This window comes from Jilunia laotingensis, from assembly GCF_014385165.1.
Taxonomy (GTDB): domain Bacteria; phylum Bacteroidota; class Bacteroidia; order Bacteroidales; family Bacteroidaceae; genus Bacteroides; species Bacteroides laotingensis.
Genome location: NZ_JACRTF010000001.1, coordinates 1,007,592 through 1,025,243 on the forward strand (window position 1 = coordinate 1,007,592; position 17,652 = coordinate 1,025,243).

Sequence of the window (17,652 nt, forward strand, 5' to 3'; positions counted from 1 at the left end):
TTGACGCTCCTCCTTTTGTTTTCATTTATCATTCTTTTACAGGGGTACCGGAAGGTTTTGGAAGAGGCACACCTTCACGAACTGGAGTTCCTAAAACAGGCAAACCGGCACTGTCCCACTCTATCTTCTGCATACGAGGACTACGGATTTCGGGACCTCCATCGCTATTAGGTATATTCCGAGCATGATAAATTATGTAGAATTCAGTGCCATCCGGTGAGGGGACAAAACTGGAACCTCCGGGACCATAAACTCCATTCTCCGGTGATTGGCTAAATACGGGTGTCTGACTTTTAATCCAAGAAGCCGGATTCAACAAGTCACTGTCCGCATCGGCAACCAACATCCCCATACTATTATAAGGCGTCCAACAACCACTGGCAGAGTAGTAGACCAACACCTTCCCATAATCTTTCGAATGGAAATATTGTGGAGCTTCATTTACATAAATCGGATAAGCCGTACGAGTTCCGTCGGGATTTATCCATTGCCGTTCCCATTCATATTCAGGTTTCGAAATCAGTATACGCGAAGATTGAAGCGTCCATGGATTTGCCATACTAGCAATATAAATACACTGGGTTTCAGCATTGATCCTCCGCTTTGGCCAACCAGACCAAAGCAAATATTGCACTCCCCTATGCAGAAAAGTGGTAGCATGGATTCCCCAATTCCACTCATCATTTGTCTTGATAGCTCCTTTCATAACAAATGTTCCTGTCATCGGATCCGCTGAGGAATTTTCCAGCACATAAATCTCATGATTATCCATGTTGCCATCATCCGCAGCAAAATACAGATACCATTTATCATTGATAAAATGCAATTCCGGTCCCCATATATGCGATGAATATGAAGAAGAATCAGGAATCCACACATCTTTCGTCACCGCATGTTCCAAATCGGTTATATCCACGGTTTCCCATATAACAATCTTCGACTGATCGGGAAGACATTGCATATAATAATATTTCCCATTATGAAATGTTGCACTGGGATCGATCCCTGTGGGAAGCAGAGGATTTGTGTAGGTAGTGGCACCTGCCGCATCCTTCTTACCGGAGGGCTTATTCGAACAGGAAAGACAGAGTAAAACAGCCAACAGACAGAACCAATTTTTCATTAGGCACCACATTTTAAAGGTTTACAAACATTTTAGTTTTCCAGCGTACCGGATGGTTTAGGAAGTGAAACGCCTACTGGCACAGGGGCACCAAATAGAGGCATACCATCCGTTCCCCATTGAATCTTCTGCAACCGAATGGTACGGAAAGAGCTACCGTTCTGGTCATTGCGAGCATGATAGAGCATATAAATTTCCTGTTGATCGGGTGAAGGAAGAAAAGAAACACTTCCAGGGCCATAGACCTTATTCTCTGATGATGAAGAAAATACAGGTTCCGGGCTTTTTGTCCACGAGGAAGGATTTAACAGATCACTGTCGGCATCAGCCACCAGCAATCCAAGAGAATAATAAGGAGTCCAACATCCACTGGCAGAATAAAACACAAAGACTTTCGTTGAATCTTTAGAGCAGAACGCTTGCGGAGATTCATTCACATGGATCGGATAAGCCGTACGCGATCCATCTGGATTCACCCACTGACGTTCCCATTCGTACTGAGGCCTGGAAATCAAGATACGAGGAGATTCCAATGTCCAGGGATTCTTCATTTTAGCAATATAAATGCATTGTGTCTCTATATTGATCCTTCGTCGGGGCCACCCCGACCAAAGCAGATACTGTTCTCCCTTGTGCATAAAAGTTGTCACATGAATGCCCCAGTTCCATTCGGGATTAGTCATAATGGGACCTTTCATTACAAAATCTCCTCGCATAGGATTTGACGATTCATTCTCGATTACATAGAGTTGATGGTCATCTGTATTACCGTCATCCGCTGCATAATAGATGTACCATTTACCATTCACCCGATGAAGCTCCGGACGCCAAAGATTGAACGAATTTGATTTATCCGTAGGTACCCAGACTTCCTTTTCCACCGCATTTTTTAAATCGGTCATATCATCGGTTTTCCTTAAAATAATTTTATTATTACGGCTCTGCAGGAAATAATACTTACCATCATAATAGGTAGCGCTGAAATCCGCAGCTTCGTTCCAAAGCGGATTAGTGTATGTAGCATCCGTAGCTTCGACTTTCTGTCGGTTCTTCGGGTTACTACAAGAAACAGATAAAAGCAAGAATAGAAAAAGTATGATTCCCGATTTCATAGTAACGTTCATTAGTCTCTGCAAAGAAAAAACTTTTCATTCAAATAAAAAAGCATTTGCGCGGAAGTATCCCTCAAAAAAGTATTTTTCGGTGCCAAAAGCGCTTTAAAATGAGACTGTGGTCAGTTTCTTCTATTTAATGATTAGTTAATATCCTATCTTTTTTCTTAATAAAGCGACCTTTGCGATTGAAACCGATAAAAAGGAAAAACATGAATACCATTAGGAGAATTACACAAAATTTAACCGGACTACTTTTAGCAGGAGTGTTAGTTACTTCCTGTTCGTCCGGAAAAACAGTCGACGAACAAATTACAATTACAGACCGTCCCGATTGCAACCAGACTAATGTCAACTACACCGGGAATCGCCCACCGCTAAAACCACTTAATTTTATCAAACTTCCCATAGGAAGCATACAGCCGGAAGGATGGGTGAAGAAATACCTCGAATTACAAAAAGACGGACTAACCGGCCATTTAGGAGAAATCAGTGCATGGTTGGCAAAAGATAATAATGCATGGCTCACCAATGGAGGCGATCACGGTTGGGAAGAAGTGCCCTATTGGCTGAAGGGTTATGGTAACTTGGCATACATCCTGAAAGACCCCAAAATGATAGATGAAGCTAAGATATGGATTGAGGGTGCTTTCGCAAGCCAACAACCGGACGGCTATTTCGGCCCGATTAACATGCGGAACGGGAAACGGGAAATCTGGGCACAAATGATCATGTTATGGTGCCTGCAATCCTATTATGAACAGTCACAAGACGAAAGAGTGCTTACACTCATGACCAATTACTTCAAATGGCAAATGACTGTGCCTGATGAAGAACTCTTGGAAGACTATTGGGAAAACAGCCGTGGCGGAGACAATCTTCTGAGCATCTATTGGCTTTATAACCGCACAGGAGATAAATTCCTGCTCGATCTGGCAGAAAAGATACACCGCAACACCGCGGATTGGACACGTCCGTCCAGTCTTCCGAACTGGCATAACGTAAACATTGCACAGTGTTACCGCGAGCCTGCCAGTTATTATATGCTCAGCGGTGATTCTGCCATGTTGAAAGCCTCGTATAATGTACACGATCTTATTCGCCGCACTTTCGGTCAGGTTCCGGGAGGTATGTTCGGTGCCGACGAGAATGCACGCATGGGATTCATCGACCCGCGGCAGGGCGTAGAAACCTGCGGATTGGTAGAACAGATGGCTTCGGACGAGATCATGCTCTGTATGACCGGTGATCCTTTCTGGGCAGAACATTGTGAAGAAGTCGCCTTCAACAGCTATCCGGCAGCGGTAATGCCCGATTTCAAATCATTGCGCTACATCACCAGTCCGAACCATGCAGTAAGCGATTCCAAAAACCATCATCCGGGGATCGACAACCGTGGCCCATTCCTTGCCATGAATCCGTTCAGCAGCCGTTGCTGCCAGCACAACCATGCTCAGGGATGGCCGTACTACAGTGAACATCTGGTATTGGCCACACCGGATAACGGAGCTGCCATTGCCTTGTATGCCGCTTGCAAAGCCACGCTCAAAGTAGCCGATGGACAGGAAATAACGATTCATGAACAGACTAACTATCCGTTTGAGGAGTTTGTAAGTTTCAATATACAGACAAAACGACCTACTAAATTCCCATTCTATCTGCGCATTCCTTCCTGGAGCCGCCAAGCTACCGTTTCTATCAACGGAAAGAGAGTGAACGTAAAGGCAGAACCAGGCAAATATGTTTGTATCAACCGCACTTGGAATGAAGGGGACCAAGTGAGCCTCCAATTACCGATGGAACTCGGAATGCGTACTTGGCAGGTTAATAAAAACAGCGTAAGTATTGATTATGGTCCACTCACCTTCTCCTTAAAAATTGATGAAGACTATATTAAGAAAGACAGTCGTGCCACCGCCATCGGTGATTCACGTTGGCAAGAAGGGGCCGATTCGGAAAAATGGCCTTCCTATGAAATTTATCCGAAATCACCTTGGAATTATGCTTTGGTACTGGATAAGAACGAACCATTGAAGAATTTCAAAGTTGTCCGTAAAGAATGGCCGGCAGATAACTATCCTTTCACTACCGCCAACGTACCTTTGGAAATCAAAGCTACCGGTAGACAGGTTCCGTCATGGACAATCGATCAATATGGTCTTTGCAGTGAAGTACCGGAAATGGATGCAGCCAAAGGGGACAAAGAGGAAATCACACTGATTCCTATGGGTGCAGCCCGGTTAAGAATCTCCGCTTTCCCTAACACCCACGAATAAAACCGAAGATAGTTATGAGACACAAACTATTAAGCTTAATCATAGCAACCGGATTCTGCCTGACTGTTTCGGGCAGCAATCCGGTAAAACCGCAAACTACTAATTATAGCAACAACCGTTTTCCTCTGATACAAAAGCCATTCATTGAATTACCGTTAGGCAGTATCAAACCCAAAGGCTGGTTGCAGGAAATGCTGATACGTCAGAAAAACGGAGCTACCGGACAAATGGATCAATTGTATCCTCAAGTAATGGGAACGCGCAATGGCTGGTTGGGCGGTGACGGTGACCAATGGGAAAGAGGGCCGTACTGGATTGACGGTTTACTTCCCTTGGCATACATTCTGGACGATAGGGAGTTGAAATCAAAAGCCCAGCCTTGGATAGAATGGGCACTGCAAAGCCAACGAGAAGACGGATTCTTCGGACCCGCTCAGGACTATCCGAGTGAACCAGGGCTGCAACGCAATAACTCCCACGATTGGTGGCCACGCATGGTAATGCTGAAAATTCTCCAGCAATACTATTCGGCTACACAAGACGAAAGAGTGATCGCCTTAATGACCAATTATTTCCGCTACCAACTTAAGACACTCCCGGAAAAACCTTTGGGATACTATAGTTTCTGGGCGGAATATCGCGCATGTGACAACCTGCAAGCGGTATATTGGTTGTACAATATCACCGGAGATGCCTTTCTGCTCGATTTGGGAGATTTACTCCATAAACAGAGCTTCAGTTTCACGAATATGGTAGAAAGAGGCGATTTACGTAAAATCAACACGATCCATTGTGTGAATCTTGCACAAGGCATCAAAGAGCCTGTCATCTACTATCAGAAGAATGGAGACAAGCAATACCTTCGTTCCGTCAAAGAAGCCTTCCGGGACATCCGTCAATTTCATGGACAGCCTCAAGGCATGTACGGAGGGGATGAAGCATTGCATGGCAATAATCCTACGCAGGGTTCCGAACTCTGTTCGGCAGTAGAATTAATGTATTCACTGGAAAAGATGATGGAAATTACCGGTGATATGGATTTTGCCGACCATCTGGAACGGGTAGCTTTCAATGCGTTGCCCACACAGGCCTCCGATGATTTCATGACCAAGCAATATTTCCAGCAACCGAATCAGGTGATGGTGACCCGCCATCGCAGAAACTTCGACCAAGACCATGCCGGTACGGATAACGTCTACGGTACATTGTCCGGCTACCCTTGTTGCTTCTCGAACATGCACCAAGGATGGCCTAAATTTACCCAGAGTTTATGGTATGCCACTCCTGCCAACGGCCTTGCAGTCATGGCGTATTCACCTTCGGAAGTCACAGCAAAGGTAGGCGATTCCTTCACTGCCACGATTAGCGAAGAGACTCTTTATCCGATGGACGACCGCATCCACTTCACGATCCGTGATCTCCGTAATGCTAAGAAGAAAGAGAGTGGAGCTACCTTCCCCCTGCAATTCCGTATTCCCGGATGGTGCAAAAGCGCAGTAATCGCTGTGAATGGAACTCCCGTACAAGTAGAAGCAGGGAAAAGAATGGCAGTGATCGACCGTGAATGGAAAAAAGGAGACCGGATAGAGATACACTTTCCCATGGAAGTGAGTGCAAGTACCTGGTATGAGAACTCGGTTGCCATCGAAAGAGGCCCTTTGGTTTATGCCTTGAAAATGAATGAGAACTGGAAAAAGACAGAGGTAGACGAATCCCGATTCGGTTCACATTATTATAATGTGACCTCAGATACTCCTTGGAATTACGGTCTGGTTAATTTCGACCGGAACAAAGCAGCGGAACATGCTACCGTCAAGATTGATTCCGAAAAACAGAAAGCAATTTATCCGTGGAACCTTGAAAATGCTCCAGTAGAAATCAAGATGAAAGCCCGGCGCATTCCCAGCTGGGGAATCTACAATGAGATGGCGGGCCCGCAACCTTATTCTTTCTGTAGCGGTGGCGAAGGGCCGGTGGAAGAGATTACACTGATCCCTTACGGATGCACCACTCTCCGTATTTCCGAATTCCCGATGGTAGGACAATAACAACGATACACATAGAATCAATTATTATTAATAGAAACAACACCATGAACAAACTACTCACGGCAGCACTGCTGCTTTTATTGAATGTATGGAGCGGATTCAGCGAAAACTTGCCGCGACCGGAATATCCACGTCCCCAATTCGAGCGTACCGATTGGATCAACCTCAATGGCACATGGACATATCAGTTCGATTTCGGCAATTCAGGCAAAGACCGCCGACTCCAGAGTGCCGAAAAGTTCGACCAGAATATTACCGTTCCCTTTTGCCCGGAAAGTAAATTGTCCGGTGTAGGACATACCGACTTCATCAATCAGATGTGGTATCAGCGCAACCTTTCCATCCCTGCGGGTTGGGAAGGTAAAAAGATCCTCCTGCACTTCGGAGCAGTGGATTATCTTTCCGAGATATTCATCGATGGCAAATTCATCAACCGTCATTTCGGAGGAAGTTCTTCGTATACGGTCGACCTGACACGTTACGTGAAACCGGGACAAAACCACAACCTAGTGGTATTTGTCAAAGACGACCAGCGTTCCGGTATGCAAACCATCGGAAAGCAATGCAACAACTTCTTCTCCGGTGGATGTTCCTATACCCGTGTCACGGGAATCTGGCAAACCGTATGGATGGAAGCGGTAGCTCCAGCCGGTCTGAAAGCCGTCATCGCACGCCCGGACATCGATCAGAAGCAACTGGTCATCCTGCCGGAATTCTATAATGAATCAAACGGAACACTGGAAGTATCCCTGATGGATGGACAGAAGGTCGTTGCAAACAAAACGGTAAAATGCGGCAACGGTTCTACCATCGTATTACCGATCAAAAACGTTAAGTTATGGACTCCGGAAACTCCTAATTTGTATGACATCATCTACCGGGTAAAAGATGCCAAGGGCAATGTGATAGACGAAGTAAAATCATATGCAGGTATGCGCAAGGTACATACAGCAAACGGACTGTTCTATCTGAACAACGAACCATACTTCCAACGTCTGGTTCTCGACCAAGGTTATTATCCCGATGGCATCTGGACAGCCCCTACGGACGAAGCATTGAAACAGGATATCGCACTGGGCAAAGCTGCCGGCTTCAACGGAGCGCGTCTGCACCAGAAAGTATTTGAAGAGAGATATTATTACTGGGCAGACAAACTGGGATATATCACTTGGGGAGAAGCTGCCAGTTGGGGAGTGGACGTAAACAATGATCTGGCTGCCCGCAACTTTATCAGCGAATGGAGCGAAGTAGTAGTTCGCGACCGCAATCACCCGTCATTAGTAACCTGGACCCCTTTCAACGAAACATGGGGAGGCGGCCCGGATGCATACGTTCGTCTCATCACAAACATCTATCACCTGACAAAAGCAATGGACCCTACCCGTCCTATAAACGATGCCAGCGGTGACAACCATGTATTGACTGATATCTGGAGCGTACACAACTATACGCAAGAAAAAGACAAACTGATGGAACAGTTGACCTTCACCGAGGGTAAAGAGCCCTACCGCAACGCACGCGACAAAGATTACCTCGCTGTTTACGAAGGACAGCCGTATATGGTCGATGAATTCGGTGGTATTCCTTGGATGGACGAAAAAAACCGCAAAAACTCTTGGGGTTATGGCGGTATGCCTGCGGATGCCGAAGCTTTCTATGCACGTCTGGAAGGACAAATCGACGCATTGGCAGCTTCTGAAAACGTATGTGGATTCTGCTATACACAGCTTACTGACGTAGAACAGGAAAAGAACGGTGTGTATTATTACAACCGTCAACCGAAACTGGATATGAAACGCATCAAAGCCATTTTCGAGAAAATACCGAGCCGTAAACATTAAAACGAATATAAAAAGAGATGAAAAAACAAATTGCAGCAATCGCCTCCGCCGTAATCCTATGCAGCGGGGCTTCTGCCCAAAGTCCTGCACCACAGTCAACGCAACCCAAAGCATACATGGTTGCCGATGCACACTTGGACACACAATGGAACTGGGATATCCAAACAACCATCAAGCATTACGTTTGGAACACCATTAATCAAAACCTGTTCCTGTTAAAACAGTATCCCGACTATATCTTCAATTTCGAAGGAGGAGTGAAATACGCATGGATGAAAGAGTATTATCCTGCTCAATATGAAGAAATGAAGAAATACATTAAAGAAGGACGCTGGCATATCAGCGGAGCCAGTTGGGATGCCACGGACGCTTTGGTTCCTTCTACGGAATCAGCCATCCGTAACATCATGCTCGGACAAGATTACTACCGGAAAGAATTCGGAGTTGAAAGTACCGACATTTTCCTTCCCGACTGCTTCGGCTTTGGCTGGACATTGCCGACCATTGCTTCGCATTGCGGTCTGATCGGTTTCTCTTCACAAAAGTTGGATTGGCGTCATAAAGCTTTCTATGGCGACAGTAAACATCCGTTTACCATCGGATTATGGCAAGGCATCGACGGTTCATCCATCATGCTTGCTCATGGATATGATTACGGCAAACGGTGGAAAGACGAGGATTTATCAGAGAACAAGCAACTCCTTGACCTGACTAAGCGTACTCCGCTCAATATGGTATACCGTTATTACGGAACGGGAGACATAGGCGGTTCGCCCACACTGGAATCGGTACGTTCAGTAGAGAAAGGACTGGAAGGTAAGGGGCCGTTGAAAATCATAAGTGCTACCAGCGACCAGTTGTACAAGGACTTCCAGCCCTATGAGAGCCATCCGGAACTTCCCAGATTCAACGGTGAACTGTTGATGGATGTACATGGAACCGGATGTTATACCTCTCAAGCAGCTATGAAACTTTATAATCGCCAGAACGAGTTATTAGGAGATGCTGCCGAAAGAGCTGCCGTAGCTGCCGAATGGCTTAATCAGGCAACTTATCCGGGTAGTACATTGACCGATTCCTGGAGACGTTTCATCTTTCATCAGTTCCATGACGACCTGACGGGAACGAGTATACCACGTGCGTATGAATTCTCATGGAATGACGAATTGATTTCCTTGAAACAATTCTCAAGCGTACTGACTTCATCCATAGGCGCAATTGCCAGCCAAATGGACACAAGAGTAAAAGGCACACCGGTCGTTCTTTACAATGCTTTAGGATTTCCTGTTACTGATATAGCCGAAATAGCTATCGACCTGCCCACCGCACCTAAAGGGGTTACGGTATATGATGCCAATGGCAAAAAGGTCGCTGCGCAATTGACAGGTTATACAGACGGAAAAGCACATCTGTTAATAGAAGCTACTGTTCCTGCTACCGGTTATGCCGTGTACGATGTTCGTACCTCCAGTGCAAACAATACGGTTGCAGCCACTGTTGCCCATACCATTGAAAACTCTGTATACAAGATTACGTTGGACAAGAACGGTGATATCACTTCTCTTTTAGATAAGAAGAATAATAAAGAACTGGTAAAACCGGGCAAAACGATCCGTCTGGCACTCTTCACCAAGAATCAGTCACATGCATGGCCGGCTTGGGAAGTACTGAAAGAGACAACAGACCGTGAACCGATTTCTATCACGGACAATGTTAAAGTCACGCTGGTTGAAAATGGCGAATTGCGTAAAGCACTCTGCATCGAGAAACGTCATGGAGAGTCGGCATTCAAGCAATATATCCGTCTCTATGAAGGAAGCCGTGCCGACCGCATAGATTTCTTTAATGAAATAGACTGGCAATCAACCAACGCTCTCTTAAAAGCAGAGTTCCCTCTGAACATCGAGAATCCGGAAGCCACCTACGATCTGGGAATCGGAAGTGTAAAACGCGGTAACAATACAGACATCGCTTATGAAGTTTATGCACAATATTGGGCTGACCTGACGGACAGCAGCAACAGTTACGGTGTATCTGTCATGAATGACAGCAAGTATGGTTGGGATAAGCCAAACGACCACACCTTGCGCCTGACACTCCTTCACACTCCGGAAACGGCAAATGGGTATGCTTACCAAAACAGACAGGATTACGGACACCATTGCTTTACATACAGCCTTGTCGGTCATAAAGGCGAACTCGACAAACCGGCTACGGTAGAAAAAGCAGAAATCCTGAACCAACGCCTCAAAGCATTCCATACGGACAAGCACAAAGGCAGCTTAGGCAAAGAATTCTCATTCGTTCATTCCGACAACCGTAACGTAATTATCAAAGCGTTGAAAAAAGCGGAAGATTCCAATGAATATGTAGTTCGCGTCTATGAAACCGGAGGAAAAAAAGCTCAAACGGCTTCTCTTGCATTCGTTGGCGAAATCCTGAGTGCCAGTGAAGCCGATGGAACAGAAAAGACAATCGGAAAGGCAGCCTTCAACGGCAATAAGTTGGAAGTCAATATCAAACCGTACTCAGTAAAAACTTATAAAGTACGTTTGAAAGCATCTGCCCAGCCTGCAAGCTCATTACAGTATGCCAACCTCCCATTGAAATTCAATCGCAAATGTTCATCATTCAATGAATTCCGCGGTGAAGCTGATTTCGAGTCGGGCTACTCCTATGCGGCCGAATTGCTACCGGAGACTATGACTGTAAGCAATATCCCGTTCCAACTCGGGGAAAAAGAAATTGCAAACGGTATGACCTGTAAGGGGGATACGATCCTGTTGCCTGCCGGACATAAGTACAACCGCCTCTATTTGCTGGCAGCTTCCACCGATGGGGACTACGTGGGTACCTTCCGTTGCGGACGTAATAAGACTGATTTAGTCGTACCTTCATATACAGGCTTCATCGGACAATGGGGACATACCGGTCACACAAAAGGTTACTTGAAAGATGCTGAAATCGCTCATGTAGGTACTCACCGCCATGCTCCCGATGGTGACCAGGTGTACGAATTTACTTATATGTTCAAGTTTGGTATCGATGTTCCCGAAGGAGCAACCAGCCTCATCCTGCCGGACAACGACAAGATAGTGCTTTTCGCTGCCACACTTGTCCAGGAAGGCAACCGCCCGGCAACCGCTGCTTGCGAACTATTCCGTACAGCCATTAAAGGGAACGCTGCTTCTGCTCAATCCATGCAAACTATCGGTGCTAAAGAGAACCTATTGAAAGATGCCAAAGTGATCGCTTATTCGGGATATACCAATGATCGTGAAAAGCCCGAATTCATGCTGGATGGAAACATGGAAACCAAATGGTGTGATGTTAGCAGCACACCGAATTATGTAGATTTCGACCTTGGTGAAGCAAAAAATATCAGCGGCTGGAAATTAGTCAACGCTGGTCAAGAAAGCCATGCTTACATCACAAACGGCTGTTTCCTACAAGGAAAGAACAGTCTGAACGAAGAATGGAAAACGCTGGATAGCATCGATGGCAATACTCGCAATGTAGTGTCACGTGAAATCGGTGAAACTCCCAAAATACGCTATATCCGTTTATTGATAACCCGCCCGACACAAAGCACAGGCGGAAAAGACACACGAATCTATGAATTTGAAGTGTATCAGGACTAACAGAACTTTGAGGTAAAAATAACTACTCAAAAATGAAGAAACCGACCATTTACCCTATCCGAAAGGGCTAATGGTCGGTTTCTTCTATTAATTGAGTGGTTTGTTTTTCCTCTTCCCCTCTATTTTCGCAAACTTTGCAATCAGAAAACTAATACCCTGCACTTATGAACAAAAGACACATTATCGTATCAGCTTCCATCCTACTCACAGGTACCGGAATTAAAGCCGCTGACAGCATCACAGATAAAACATCTCAACCGAACGTCATACTTATCCTGGCAGATGACATGGGATATGGAGATGTCTCCGTACTGAATGAGAATTCAAAGATTCATACTCCCAACATCGATGCAATGGCGCAGCAAGGGATCACCTTCACCGATGCACACTCCTCATCTTCTTTAAGCACACCGTCACGGTATGCCCTACTGACAGGTCGTTATGCCTTCCGTACCACTTTAAAGAAAGGAGTAATCGGAGGATACGGCAAACCTATTATAGCAGCTGACCGTCCCACGCTGGGTACTCTTTTCAGGAACAACGGATACAGTACTGCCTGTATAGGTAAATGGCATCTGGGATGGAATTGGAGCAAAGATGAAAATGATAAAGTCGATTTCAACCGCCCCATTACAGAAGGTCCGACCGAAAGAGGTTTTGATTATTTCTTCGGCATATCGGCATCATTGGATATGCCACCTTATGTATATGTAGAAAACAACACAATTACTGCTGCTCCAAACCGCACAGCTAAAGAGCGTAAAGGTATTGAACTATTCAGGGAAGGACCTCTAGGTGCAGATTTTGAACCGGAGACCTGCCTGGTCAACCTAAGAGAACATGCAATCGATTTTTTGAATGATCCGCAACGGAAACAACAGCCCTTTTTTCTATATCTTCCCCTCACAGCTCCTCATACCCCTATCCTCCCTTCAGCGGAGTTCCAAGGGAAATCAGGTTTATCACCTTATGGAGATTTCGTGCTGATGGTAGATGACATAGTAGGCCGTATCCGGACCACCTTAAAAGAAAAAGGACTGGACGAAAACACGATTGTCATATTTACTACAGACAATGGGTGCGCCCCCTATGCAGACATGAAAGGCATGGAGAAAAAAGGACATTATCCCAGCTATATATATAGAGGAGCCAAATCCGATATCTACGACGGTGGTCACCGCCTTCCGTTAATTATCTCTTGGGGCAAACGCCACCAAGGTGTGATCAACAACGAGTTGGTTTGTCTGGCAGATTTCTATGCTACTTTTGCACAGATGTGTCATACCAAGATAGCGAACAACGTGGCGGAAGACAGTTACTCAATATGGCCGATTCTCAAAGGTAACGGGCACTCGAAGAGAGATTACATCGTACATCATTCGGGAGAAGGCTTTTTCTCTATCAGGAACGACCGTTGGAAACTAATTTTCTGGGGAGGTTCCGGTGGTTGGTGTTTCCCTTCACTTCCTAAAGATGCAGAGTATATAGCCACCCTGCCTGCCATGCAATTATATGATATGAAAAACGATCCGTCCGAAACACAAAATGTAGTGGAGCAACACCCGGACATAGTAAAAAAACTTACGGATGAGATGAAAAGATATATCGTGAACGGACGCTCTACCAAAGGAGCTAAGCAGTCAAACGACAGTATGGATAATTGGCCTCAGATCAAGCTGTTAATGGAAAAATGAAAGGAAGGAATTAAGGCCACCGAGGAGGAGGTCGGAGATCACCGATGAAGGCATCGTTCCTCACCGACCAACACCCCCTTCCTCACCGATGAAGAGGTCGTTCATCGGTGAGGAAGAAAACAAGGGCAAAAAGGATATCTGACAATAACAAAAAGAATATACAAACTAATTATAAACCATAAATTATTAACCATGAAACAAAATTGGATTTTAATAGCAATGCTGCTTTACGTAATTCCCTGCTTGGCTTGGGAGCCGGTGGGTGACAAAATCAAAACCCGTTGGGCGAAAGAGGTAACCCCGGATAACGTCTGGAAAGAATATCCCCGTCCTCAGCTCCGCAGAGCAGATTGGCAAAACCTGAACGGACTGTGGCAATACACCATAATAGGTAAAAATGAAAAAGCTCCCAAAACATATAGCGGAGAAATATTGGTTCCTTTCTGTGTCGAATCATCCCTCTCGGGAGTAGGTAAAACAGTTCGTCCCGAGGACAAAATCTGGTATAAAACAACATTTGAAATCCCTACCGATTGGAAGGGCGAAAACATCCTGTTACATTTCGGTGCAGTAGACTGGGAAACGACCGTATGGGTAAACGGCAAACAGGCCGGAACACACAAAGGTGGTTTCGATGCCTTCTCCTTCGACATCACAAAATGCCTGAAAGGTTCAGGGAAACAGGAACTGGTTGTTTCCGTATGGGACCCCACGGACTTCGGCTCACAGGCAAGAGGAAAACAACAACTGAATCAACAAGGCATCTGGTACACTCCCGTATCAGGTATCTGGCAGACCGTATGGTTGGAACCGGTGAATAAAAGCCACATTGCTTCCGTTACTCCGGTAGCAGATATCGATCACCGTTCAGTAACGTTAAAGACAGCGGTCAGCAATACTTCAAAAAGCGATAAGTTGCAGATTAGCGTAAAAGACGGAGGCAAAACCATCCTTACCAAAGAGATGGCTTACCAACCGGAACTTACTTTGAACATTCCCGAACCGAAACTCTGGACTCCGGCCACCCCTCATCTCTATCAACTGGAAATGACCTTGAAACGCGGCAATAAGACCCTGGACAAAGTGGACAGCTACTTTGCCATGCGTAAAGTATCCAAAGCAAGAGATGAAAAAGGATACATGCGTATCTGCCTCAACAACGAACCGATTTTCCAGTATGGAACATTGGATCAAGGCTGGTGGCCTGACGGACTCCATACACCTCCTACGGCAGAAGCCATGCGTTGGGATATGGAAACCTTGAAAGAGATGGGATTCAATTCACTGCGCAAACATATCAAAATGGAACCAGCACTGTATTACTATTACGCTGACTCACTGGGCATCATGATCTGGCAAGATATGTCATCGGGCATGAGCAGCCAGAATAAAGCACAGGAACATGTGAAACCGGGTGCAGCCAAAGACTGGGAAAGCCGGCCTGCCGAAAGCGCACAGGAATGGGAAAGTGAGTTGAAAAGGATGATCGATCAACTGGGATTCTTCCCCTGTATCACCACCTGGGTAGTATTTAATGAAGGCTGGGGACAATATGATACTCCGCGTATCGTTAATTGGGTGATGGATTACGACAAAACCCGTCTGATCAACGGAGTCAGCGGTTGGGCAGACCGTGGCGTAGGACATTTCTACGATTATCATAACTATCCGGCAGCATCCATGCCATTGCCCAAAGATTGTGGCGAGAGAGTATCCGTACTGGGCGAATTCGGTGGATTGGGACTTCCTTTGAAAGAACATCTCTGGAATGCAAGTATGCGCAACTGGGGTTATAAGACCATTAACGAATCCAATACACTGATCAACGACTATACACGCCTGATGTACGACCTACGTACCTTGGCAGCTACAGGACTGAGTGCTGCTATTTATACACAGACAACCGATGTGGAAGGTGAAGTAAACGGTTTGATCACTTACGACCGCGAAGTTATAAAGATTCCGGCACCTATGTTACATGCCATTCATTCCGAATTGTACAATGCTAAAACATCGGCAGTAAACAATCTGATAGCAGATGCACGCTACGGCAAGACGACACATCTGTTCCAATATGGCTCAGCACCAGCTCAGAAAGTTAGCTTCCCGGTTAATATAAAACAGAAAACAAATGTGACTTCAACTGAAGAATTTACATTGAATAAGATACCTTCCAATCTGATGATCTGGTTGAACATGAGCGGTAATACTACTGTATGGCTTAACGGTCATCGCGTATTGGATCAGAATGTAAGACAGACTCGTCAGTACAACCAGTTCAATCTGAGCGATTACATCCCATACCTGAAGGTAGGAAAAAACACATTGAAAGTGGAATGTGATGCCCAAAACGACAAACTGTTTGATTACGGATTGCAAGCTATTGATTAAGAACTTGTTTATATTACGTCTATAATATGAAACGAAGTTGGTTTGTGACTCTTTCCCTATTAGCCGGTGTTCCTGCTGCCGCACAGCAGGAACACCCTAATTTGATATTTGTCATCACCGATCAATTACGCAATGACGTATTCAGTTGCCGGGGAGACGAGATTGCCCGTACTCCGAACATTGACCGGTTCAAATCCGAAAGTGCGGATTTCACCAATGCAGTAGCCGTTACCCCGGTATCCGCTGCAGCAAGGGCTTCCCTGTTTACCGGAAAATATTCATCCAGCACAGGCATGGTGATCAATGAGCTTCGTCTGAACCCCAATCAGCGAGCCATCGGACACGTACTGACAGAAAATGGATACAACACAGCCTATATCGGCAAATGGCACATGTATGGCAATTGCTCCGATCATTCTTCGGACGAATGCGCTTTCATTCCGAAAGGTCCCGACCGCCTGGGATTCAACGGAGAATGGAAAGCATACAATTTCCATCATGAGAACATGAACTCCTATTACTATGAAGACAAGAAGGAGAAAATCTATTACGGGCAAGGAACCTACGAACCAGAAGAACAATTTAAGATGGCTATCCGCTCGTTAGATCGGTTGAGTGGGGAAAAGAAACCTTTTGCCTTATTCCTCTCGGTAGGAGTTCCGCATGATCCATGGACAAAAGACAATGTTCCGGCAAAATATTATCAACGTTATGCCAATGTACCTTTTGCCCTCCCTTCCAACTGGAGCGACACACCGGATAAATATATGGACCGCAATACCGATCCGAAACGCTGGATCGATTACTGGAAGAAGAACATTCCCGAAATGAAACGGGTGTACTATTCGATGGTATCCAGCATTGACGATTACCTAGGCGACCTGATGGCTAAAGTATCGGAGCTAAATCTAGATGAGAATACGATCATTGTCTTTTTCTCGGATCATGGAGAAATGTTCGGAGAAAACGGCCGTGTCTATAAGATGATATTCTATGACAGCGCAGCCCGAGTCCCGTTCATGGTACGCTGGAAAGGAAAGATCAAAGCAGGACAAGAAATCGATGCCTGCCTGAATACCCCCGACATCATGCCGTCACTTCTTAGCCTGATGGATCTCCCCATACCGGAATCAGTAGAAGGAACCGACCTCTCTCCTCTTGCCCTTGGCAAGAAATGCAGAGAACCTGAGTTTGCTTTCATGCAAGGCATGGGACATACCTATCAATGGAAAGACGGACATGAGTGGAGAGCAGTTCGCGACAAACAATATACTTATGCACGGTATTTGATTGACGGTTCCGAACTTTTATTCGACAATATAGCTGATCCGAGACAGACCCAAAACCTGGTCAACCACAGGGAATATGATAAAATATTGAAAAGGATGAGAAAGCAGATGCAAACAAAAATGCATGAACTCAAAGATGAATTCAAGCCCTGTAGTTGGTACCGCGGAAAATGGGTGGATGAAGAGAGATGCATACAGGCTGCTGCCAAAGGTCCTTTTAAACAACAATAATAAAAT

At 45.5% G+C, this 17,652-nt stretch carries 9 protein-coding genes; 7 read left to right on the forward strand and 2 right to left on the reverse strand.

What is annotated here, in order from left to right; all coding sequences use genetic code 11:
* Positions 1–28 precede the first annotated feature (28 nt).
* Entirely contained in the window at positions 29–1,123 is a 1,095-nt protein-coding gene (locus H8744_RS04010) for a glycoside hydrolase family 43 protein (protein ID WP_262433610.1), read from the reverse strand.
* Positions 1,124–1,155: 32 nt separating this feature from the next.
* Positions 1,156–2,235 (reverse strand): glycoside hydrolase family 43 protein, encoded by a 1,080-nt coding sequence (locus tag H8744_RS04015; RefSeq protein WP_262433611.1) that lies wholly within the window; start codon positions 2,233–2,235, stop codon positions 1,156–1,158.
* Positions 2,236–2,447: 212 nt separating this feature from the next.
* Here H8744_RS04015 and H8744_RS04020 point away from each other — a divergent pair, with 212 nt between their 5' ends.
* From H8744_RS04020 to H8744_RS04050, 7 genes are all read left to right on the forward strand, one after another.
* A complete protein-coding gene (locus H8744_RS04020; RefSeq protein ID WP_262433612.1) occupies positions 2,448–4,511 on the forward strand; it encodes a beta-L-arabinofuranosidase domain-containing protein in 2,064 nt (687 codons plus the stop codon).
* 14 nt (positions 4,512–4,525) lie between these two features.
* Positions 4,526–6,559: a beta-L-arabinofuranosidase domain-containing protein gene (locus tag H8744_RS04025; protein WP_262433613.1), complete on the forward strand. Its 2,034-nt coding sequence runs from the start codon at positions 4,526–4,528 to the stop codon at positions 6,557–6,559.
* A 44-nt stretch (positions 6,560–6,603) separates the two neighbouring features.
* Complete coding sequence (locus H8744_RS04030; protein WP_262433614.1) at positions 6,604–8,400, forward strand: glycoside hydrolase family 2 protein; 1,797 nt, start codon at positions 6,604–6,606, stop codon at positions 8,398–8,400.
* A gap of 17 nt (positions 8,401–8,417) precedes the next feature.
* A complete protein-coding gene (locus tag H8744_RS04035; RefSeq protein WP_262433615.1) occupies positions 8,418–12,041 on the forward strand; it encodes a beta-sandwich domain-containing protein in 3,624 nt (1,207 codons plus the stop codon).
* 164 nt (positions 12,042–12,205) lie between these two features.
* Complete coding sequence (locus H8744_RS04040) at positions 12,206–13,735, forward strand: sulfatase family protein (protein WP_262433616.1); 1,530 nt, start codon at positions 12,206–12,208, stop codon at positions 13,733–13,735.
* 192 nt (positions 13,736–13,927) lie between these two features.
* A complete protein-coding gene (locus H8744_RS04045; protein ID WP_262433617.1) occupies positions 13,928–16,126 on the forward strand; it encodes a glycoside hydrolase family 2 protein in 2,199 nt (732 codons plus the stop codon).
* A 26-nt stretch (positions 16,127–16,152) separates the two neighbouring features.
* Positions 16,153–17,646: a sulfatase family protein gene (locus tag H8744_RS04050; protein ID WP_262433618.1), complete on the forward strand. Its 1,494-nt coding sequence runs from the start codon at positions 16,153–16,155 to the stop codon at positions 17,644–17,646.
* The last annotated feature ends 6 nt before the right edge of the window (positions 17,647–17,652 follow it).